General features: G+C 32.2%; 8 protein-coding genes and 5 pseudogenes. 8 read left to right on the top strand and 5 right to left on the bottom strand.

Annotation, left to right across the window (positions count from 1 at the left end; all coding sequences use genetic code 11):
- Positions 1–172: 172 nt before the first annotated feature.
- Positions 173–511 carry a Cd(II)/Zn(II)-sensing metalloregulatory transcriptional regulator CadX gene (gene cadX, locus SSIN_RS06320; RefSeq protein WP_000711085.1) on the bottom strand — a complete coding sequence of 113 codons (339 nt, stop codon included), beginning with the start codon at positions 509–511 and terminating at the stop codon, positions 173–175.
- Positions 512–522: 11 nt separating this feature from the next.
- Positions 523–1,137, bottom strand: coding sequence for a CadD family cadmium resistance transporter (locus tag SSIN_RS06315; protein ID WP_037617020.1), 615 nt, complete (start codon positions 1,135–1,137; stop codon positions 523–525).
- A gap of 28 nt (positions 1,138–1,165) precedes the next feature.
- On the opposite strand from SSIN_RS06315, the pseudogene SSIN_RS10945 reads away from it, so the two are divergent.
- Positions 1,166–1,350: pseudogene (locus tag SSIN_RS10945) on the top strand (FanG protein).
- A gap of 111 nt (positions 1,351–1,461) precedes the next feature.
- On the opposite strand, the gene SSIN_RS06310 reads toward SSIN_RS10945, so the two are convergent.
- Together SSIN_RS06310 and SSIN_RS06305 are read right to left on the bottom strand one after the other, a co-directional pair.
- A complete protein-coding gene (locus SSIN_RS06310) occupies positions 1,462–2,073 on the bottom strand; it encodes a Fic/DOC family protein (RefSeq protein WP_000240415.1) in 612 nt (203 codons plus the stop codon).
- Positions 2,066–2,254, bottom strand: coding sequence for a hypothetical protein (locus SSIN_RS06305; RefSeq protein ID WP_000171300.1), 189 nt, complete (start codon positions 2,252–2,254; stop codon positions 2,066–2,068). Before SSIN_RS06305 ends, SSIN_RS06310 begins: the two co-directional genes overlap by 8 nt.
- A gap of 147 nt (positions 2,255–2,401) precedes the next feature.
- Between SSIN_RS06305 and SSIN_RS06300 the strand changes: the two genes are divergently transcribed.
- The gene (locus SSIN_RS06300) at positions 2,402–2,902 is read left to right on the top strand and encodes a hypothetical protein (protein ID WP_037617016.1); all 501 of its coding nucleotides are present in this window, start codon (positions 2,402–2,404) and stop codon (positions 2,900–2,902) included.
- A gap of 456 nt (positions 2,903–3,358) precedes the next feature.
- Here SSIN_RS06300 and SSIN_RS10940 read toward each other — a convergent pair.
- Positions 3,359–3,590: pseudogene (locus SSIN_RS10940) on the bottom strand (site-specific integrase); the annotation flags it as partial.
- Between SSIN_RS10940 and SSIN_RS10275 the strand changes: the two are divergent.
- The 6 genes and pseudogenes from SSIN_RS10275 to SSIN_RS10935 all read left to right on the top strand — a co-directional run.
- Positions 3,569–3,777: pseudogene (locus tag SSIN_RS10275) on the top strand (IS30 family transposase); the annotation flags it as partial. The pseudogenes SSIN_RS10940 and SSIN_RS10275 sit on opposite strands and share 22 nt — an antisense overlap.
- 212 nt (positions 3,778–3,989) lie before the next feature.
- A complete protein-coding gene (locus tag SSIN_RS06295) occupies positions 3,990–4,319 on the top strand; it encodes an ArsR/SmtB family transcription factor (protein ID WP_037617011.1) in 330 nt (109 codons plus the stop codon).
- Positions 4,320–4,379: 60 nt separating this feature from the next.
- Positions 4,380–5,375, top strand: coding sequence for a permease (locus SSIN_RS06290; protein ID WP_037617009.1), 996 nt, complete (start codon positions 4,380–4,382; stop codon positions 5,373–5,375).
- 12 nt (positions 5,376–5,387) lie between these two features.
- Complete coding sequence (locus SSIN_RS06285; protein ID WP_037617007.1) at positions 5,388–5,660, top strand: thioredoxin family protein; 273 nt, start codon at positions 5,388–5,390, stop codon at positions 5,658–5,660.
- A gap of 82 nt (positions 5,661–5,742) precedes the next feature.
- Positions 5,743–6,131, top strand: a pseudogene (gene arsC, locus SSIN_RS06280) (arsenate reductase (glutaredoxin)).
- Between the two features lie 8 nt (positions 6,132–6,139).
- A pseudogene (locus tag SSIN_RS10935) lies at positions 6,140–6,232 on the top strand (FanG protein); the annotation flags it as partial.
- Positions 6,233–6,643 lie beyond the last annotated feature (411 nt).

Genomic DNA, 6,643 nt, shown 5'->3' with positions numbered 1-6,643 from the left:
TTTTTGGGGTCAGTACAGCTGATTTCATAGGCTTTTTATATATCTAATCACTTCACTTCTATAAAAGATTAAATAATTTCTATTTTAGCTGTTAGAAACGTTGGTACATCAATGTTTTTAGAATGCTACATAATAAAAGGTAGAGTGGATGGTAGAGTAGTAAAAATAGTTGTTATCCTAGTTGATTAAAAAAATCTCTGATTTCCTCATCTTTTATAAAATAATATATAATTTTCCCCTCTCTTCTAGTATCCAAGATGTTTTGATTGGCTAGTTTACGAAGATGGTGGGAGGCAGATGCCATACTGAGATTTAGTAAACAGGCTATATCACAGACACAGAGTTCTTCAACAGCAAGGAGATAAAAGATGATATTTATCTGTTTATTATCGGTAAACTTTGATAAAATACGAAGTGATTTTTGGACTTTTTCCTTTTCAAGGTAGTTCGTTGCGGTTGTAACATTTTGTTGATTTATAATATTCACTTGGCAGATACTATCTTTTTTCATAATTTTTTCTCCTAGCCGAACACAGTCCTTAGCATGTCAAAGCTGTTATTTTCAATCAGGATATACATCCCCAATCCTAAATAAACAACGGCAATAAACCATCTGCTATATTTTTCCAAAGTTTCTCCAACAGAAGGGACTTGTGCCAATTTTTGGGCAGAAAAAACCAAGAGATAAATCATGACTAGAAAGGTAAGTAAAGCCACTATCAAATTCGCTAAATTTAAGGTAATATAATATGGGACAAAAACACCAATATTGTCAGCACCACAACTTGCAAAAGTAATCATAGCGACTAGAAAAATCAGGTTTTTATCATCTTTGCGCAAACCATCTTTTGCAATAGCTTCTCCATCAGAATCTCCTAAAAGCAAAACTTTGAGTCCTAGGAAAATTGGAATCAAACCGAGCAAACCTAAAATCTCTTTACTAGGAATATAATTTAAGACAAATGCAAAAAGTAAACTTAGCAATATTAGACTAACAGAGCCTAGAAATTGTCCTAAATAGATGTTAATGATGTCTTTTCTGCTTTTTCTTTTGGCAAAAAATAACATTAGGATAATAAGTAAGTCCACGGCTGTCCCAGAATACAGGATTATTGAAGTAACAACATTTTGAACCATAAAACACCTCATTCAAATATATTTTTGAATGTATTTTAACATTAAACTTTGTAGATGTCAACTTCAGCTCCATCAAATATAGATAAGAAGGTAGTGTACCAAACATTAAAAAGCCCTGCCATCGAAATGATAGCAGGGCTTAACTTCAATATCCAGATGATATATTTATCTAAAAAAGGTAGAGAAAAAGGTAGAGTTTGGACTGAAATATAGTGAAATGTATTGAAATTGAAAAAAGAAAAAACGCTTGAAATCAGCGTTTTTCTTATGTATTGATTCGTATTGAATGCTTACGTCACTTCTGTAATTATCAAGTATTACAATCTATATTTCTTTTAATATTTTACCAAATAATTCTTCTAGCTTCCCTAAGTCTCCATAGACAGTTCCGTCCATATAAAGGTTGTAAACTTCATCATCTTGTTCCACTCGTATTTGTGCAGAATACCCTTTTAATAGTGCTAAGGAACGAATAACTTCTCGTTGAGTTCGTCCATTTCCTTCTCGAAAGGGATGGAAATAATTAAGATTATCAAGAATTTTTGCTAAATGTTTAATGATTTCATCTTTTGAGTTGGCAGTTTGATGATAGGAATGAATGAGATGATTTATATAAGTTTCTGCAGCATTAAACGACTGTATCGACATAAAAGGATTACCACTTTTAGAGATATTCACCTTGCGATATTGTCCTGACCAGGCATAAACGTCTTGAAACAAATAGTTATGAATGGCTAAAATATTACTCATGGAATAGACTTCAATGGCTTTCAAGCGCAAGTCTGCAAGTCTTTTAGTAACGAATAAGTGTTCATTTCGGTAGGCTTCTTCAATATTTGTAACATTTTGTTTGTTGATTAAGACTGTGGAATTTGGATAGGTATATTGGTGATTAGGGTCAATGTACTTATAGCCTTCGTATTGATTTTTAACCAATATTCAATTCCTTTCGTCTATTGACAACATAAGTTTTTAAATCAATCACATCTTGAACAGTAGGTTCATAATTTTCAATCATTGATGATCCAATAGCATACCAGACGGTATCGAAATCTGAAAAATTATCAAAGGGAATCCCTAAAATTGTTAATTCTTCTTTATTTACATCAAGAGTCATGGCACACCTCCTTATATAACGTTACCTTTATTATACCATAAAATCGGTATTTTTACCTAAAGGGATAGAGACTAAAAAACATATTATGTTTAATGTAGATTTATGATAAAATAGTTTTATTATAAAAAGAAATAACAGAGGTATAGCATGGAGCCATATATTACAGAAGCTTTAGTAAAAGCAGGGATTGAATTGGGAACTCTAACATTTAAGGGAACAACAACACTAGTGAATAGTAAAATTCAATCATTAAAGGAAGAACGTAACGCCGATAAATTACGAAATACTTATGATGAAATTGTAAATGAGTTACTTTCGGAACGAGAACAGGCAATCAGAATTGCTCAGGCATATAAAGAAGAATATGAAAAAGTACATATTGATGATAAAGATATTGAGTATTTGCACAACACTTTAGAATGGGTTATTTCTCTTCTATCTTCATTTACTAATGTTGAAGATGGGAAAGAAGATTCAATGAAACAATTGGTTGCTCTACTTAATAAGGATACTTTAAAGACTATGCAACTATTAGGATTTAATTACAAGGAGGCAATAGGAGAACCTTTAACGGAGGTTTGCTCAAATGCTATAAGAAATACATTAGGAGGTCTATCATCTAAGAAAAACGTACGTAACAAAAAATAATTGAATCAATGGTGTGAACTTTTTGGTAAAATCTAGCTCAATTTGTGTATTTTTAGGGTAAAATTCACACCATTCAACTGAAAGTTATTCAAATTAGATGAAATTGTTCTTTCTAAAAACGTGGGAAAATATTGATTTTAGACGGATATTGAAATCTATTCAAATAAAAATGTTTCCAACCATGTCTTAAGAAAGCTCGTAAAGCATCACAGTTTAGTAAACGTTTATTCGAAAGAATTACTATATTTACAAAGAACACCTTTCGGGGTGTTCTTTTTTATGCTTCCATACTAAATTGGTGCAAATATTGCTGCAACCTGAAAAAGTCAGTTGCCTCAAAACGTTAATCAATACGATTATATCAACGTTTCGAAACACTTCATGGTTCACACCATGGGGTGTTTTTTTATGATTTTTAGCAAAATTCACACCACTTTTCACACCAAATTCACACCATTATTTTTTAAGATTACGAAAGGCAATTTCTCCAACAGCTGTTTACATTTGAAGTGTTTACATAAGTCTTAGTTACTTCTTTATCACTGTTAGTTAAAGCTTCTGAAATAGCTTCGAGTGAAACACTAGCCTGTTTAGCGAGCGTGGTTCTTGTATGTCGTAATTTGTGTGGTGTAGCGTATGTGAACTCTGGGTGTCGCTTTCTGATAGTTTTCATCCTATGAACGAGGTACAAATGAGAATTTCAATGGATTGTTAAGAGAATTCATTCCAAAGGGATCCTCACTAAAAAACTAAATCCAAACCATTTAGAAGCCTATATTAAAGCTATCAACGAAAGACTTAGACAAATCAATGCTTATCAGTCTGAAAAAAAGCTGTTTGAGCTAACTCAAACAACTAGAAATATACTCACTTAATCAGAGGAACAACTTTGTTGTACTGACTTTACAATAGGGGAAATTCATTGTTGATCTCCTTTAATGGTAATTCTATTTTATAATAATACTAACATTCTAGAAATGAACATACTAATGTCCAAGTGATAAAAGTTTATCATTTTTTTATTTGACAACTCTACATAAACGTAGTAAACTAAAACGGAAGACAAATCAAATATTTTTGATATGAGGTGGTTGTTATCAAAAGTTTTAAAAAAGATGCTCAAATTTTTCAAGCTCTAGCTGATGAAAAGCGATTGTTGATATTGGACTATTTAAAAAGAGGAGAGACATGTGCCTGCGTTCTTGTAGATGAATTGGAAATTGCCCAATCTGCTCTATCGTATCACATGAAAATCCTTTGTCAGTCTGGTATTGTTGCTAGTCGGCAAGAGGGAAAATGGAAACATTATAGCCTAAGTGAATCAGGAAGGAATAGTGTGTTAGAGCGGTTTGCAGTACTTACAGATACACAAACGGTGGTTGAACGAAAATGTAGCTGTTATAGAAAGTCATCTTAATTATGACTTTTCATTTTAGACTACATATCAAAAATATTTGATATAATGAAAGGAGATAATATGTGGTCATTTATTCAGGAAGAAATTCTAGGAATGAAATGGTTAAATGAATTAGTGGGTAGAGCCTTATCATCACTAGGGTTTGATGTGGGATCGAGGCTAGGCGGTAGCTTACAATTTTTTATTTATGATGTTATCAAAATTACGATTTTACTCTGTCTATTGATTTTTACGGTTTCTTATATTCAAAGTTATTTTCCGCCAGAACGTAACCGAAAAATTTTAAGTCGTTTCGATGGGATTTCTGCCAACATTATTGCAGCATTATTAGGGACGGTAACCCCATTTTGCTCTTGTTCTTCAATCCCTTTATTTATGGGATTTACAAGTGCAGGTCTTCCAGTTGGTGTCACCTTTTCTTTCTTAATTTCCTCTCCTATGGTTGATTTAGGAAGTTTAATCCTCTTGATGAGCATTTTTGGAAGTAAGGTTGCTATTATCTATGTTATTCTTGGCTTGGTTATTGCAGTTATTGGAGGTAGTTTGATTGAATGGTTAGGTATGGAAAAATACATCGAAGATTTTGTGAAAAATGCTCAAATGCCTCTCTTAGAAGCTAAAACACTATCCTATAAGGAAAGAATAGATTTTGCAAAAGAACAGGTTATTGATACTCTCAAAAAAGTATTTCCCTATATTTTAGTGGGTGTCGGCATTGGTGCAGTTATTCATAATTGGATTCCAGAGGAATGGGTGACGACGATCTTGGGTAATCATAATCCGTTTGGTGTTATTTTGGCGACTCTTATCGGAATTCCAATGTATTCAGATATTTTTGGAACAATCCCAGTAGCAGAAGCCCTATTAAATAAAGGAGCTCAGCTTGGGACAGTTTTAGCATTTATGATGGCCGTTACAACACTTAGTTTACCGTCTCTTATTATGTTAAAGAGAGCAATTAAACCGCAACTTTTAGTGATCTTTATCGCTATCTGTTCTATCGGTATCATTTTAGTTGGTTATTTATTTAATATAGTACAACAGTTTATTTTTTAGGAGGAAATACTTATGTCACAAGTTTCAGATAATCAAATGATGTTTAAGGTTTTAGGATCTGGCTGTAAAAAATGCCAGACTTTGGAAGACAATGTTCGTCAGGCTTGCCAAGAGGAGGGTTTAGAGATCACGGTTGAACACGAAAGAGATTTTGTAAAGATTTCTAGTTATGGTGTGATGTCTACACCTGCATTAGTTCTTAATGAAGATGTTGTATCTTCTGGAAAAGTATTGACAGTTGAAGATGTGAAGAAAATCATTAGGGAAGTACCATATGTTGACTAATTTAATGGTATTAAATAATAGGGGAGATTTTTATGAAAATTAACCAATCTCCCACTATAACATAACTAAAAAAGGTGAATATATGAATCAAGTAACCATTTATCACAATCCAAATTGTGGAACGTCTAGGAATGTCCTAGCTATGATTCGAGCAGTAGGAATTGAACCACAAATTATCGAATATCTGCAAACACCACCAAAAGAAAAAGAATTAAAACAGTTATTAGTGCTAAAGAATTACTACGTACCAATGTCCCAGAATATGAGAAGCTTCATTTACAAGAAGCTAAATCGGAACAAGCTATTATAGATGCGATGATGATAGAACCAATTTTGATAAATCGTCCAATTGTTGTAACGGAAAAAGGAACTCTATTATGCAGACCATCAGAGAGAGTATTAGAAATTTTACCTAAATCATTGGATAAAGATTTTATCAAAGAAGACGGTGAGATTGTTTGTAGTATCTGATAAATAGAAAAAGCCCTGCCATTGAAATGATAGCAGGGCTCAACTTCAATATCCAAATGATATATTTATCTAAAAAAGGTAGAGTTTTTATTGATTTGTAGTGCTATTTATTGAATTTCAAAAATTCAAAAGTCACTTAAAATCAATAATTTGACGTCAATTGACGTGTAATGAAAGCCTTACTTAAGCTCTGTGAAAACTAGATGAGGTAAACTTTTGATATTCCGCTTCTATTTTAGCTTATGTTTAATGAAAGTTCACCTTGTTTTCATGAAGTTGATTGAAATTGGATGAGATTTTATCTTTTAAAAACTCGATAAAATATTGATTTTAAGCGCATTTTGAAAGTTATTCAAATAGAAGTGTTTCCAAGCAGAACTTAAGAAAGCTTGTAAAGCATCAAATAATAGAAGAATAAAATTTAATATAAAAAAACCTCACCAGAAAAATGAACCGCACCCCAAAAGTTAGACAGAAAAATCTAACATTTGGGGTGTTATTTTTATGAAATT

Origin of the sequence: Streptococcus sinensis (assembly GCF_000767835.1) — a bacterium.
In the GTDB taxonomy this organism is placed as follows: Bacteria; Bacillota; Bacilli; order Lactobacillales; family Streptococcaceae; genus Streptococcus; species Streptococcus sinensis.
Note: the sequence above shows the minus strand (reverse complement) of the source record. Positions and strands in the feature narration are given on the sequence as shown.

What these genes read in the sequence shown, in the direction of transcription:
- cadX (WP_000711085.1), bottom strand. Translation starts at nt 511, where the DNA reads ATGAAAAAAGATAGTATCTGCCAAGTGAATATTATAAATCAACAAAAT.
- SSIN_RS06315 (WP_037617020.1), bottom strand. Translation starts at nt 1,137, where the DNA reads ATGGTTCAAAATGTTGTTACTTCAATAATCCTGTATTCTGGGACAGCC.
- SSIN_RS06305 (WP_000171300.1), bottom strand. Translation starts at nt 2,254, where the DNA reads ATGACTCTTGATGTAAATAAAGAAGAATTAACAATTTTAGGGATTCCC.
- SSIN_RS06300 (WP_037617016.1), top strand. Translation starts at nt 2,402, where the DNA reads ATGGAGCCATATATTACAGAAGCTTTAGTAAAAGCAGGGATTGAATTG.
- SSIN_RS06290 (WP_037617009.1), top strand. Translation starts at nt 4,380, where the DNA reads ATGTGGTCATTTATTCAGGAAGAAATTCTAGGAATGAAATGGTTAAAT.
- SSIN_RS06285 (WP_037617007.1), top strand. Translation starts at nt 5,388, where the DNA reads ATGTCACAAGTTTCAGATAATCAAATGATGTTTAAGGTTTTAGGATCT.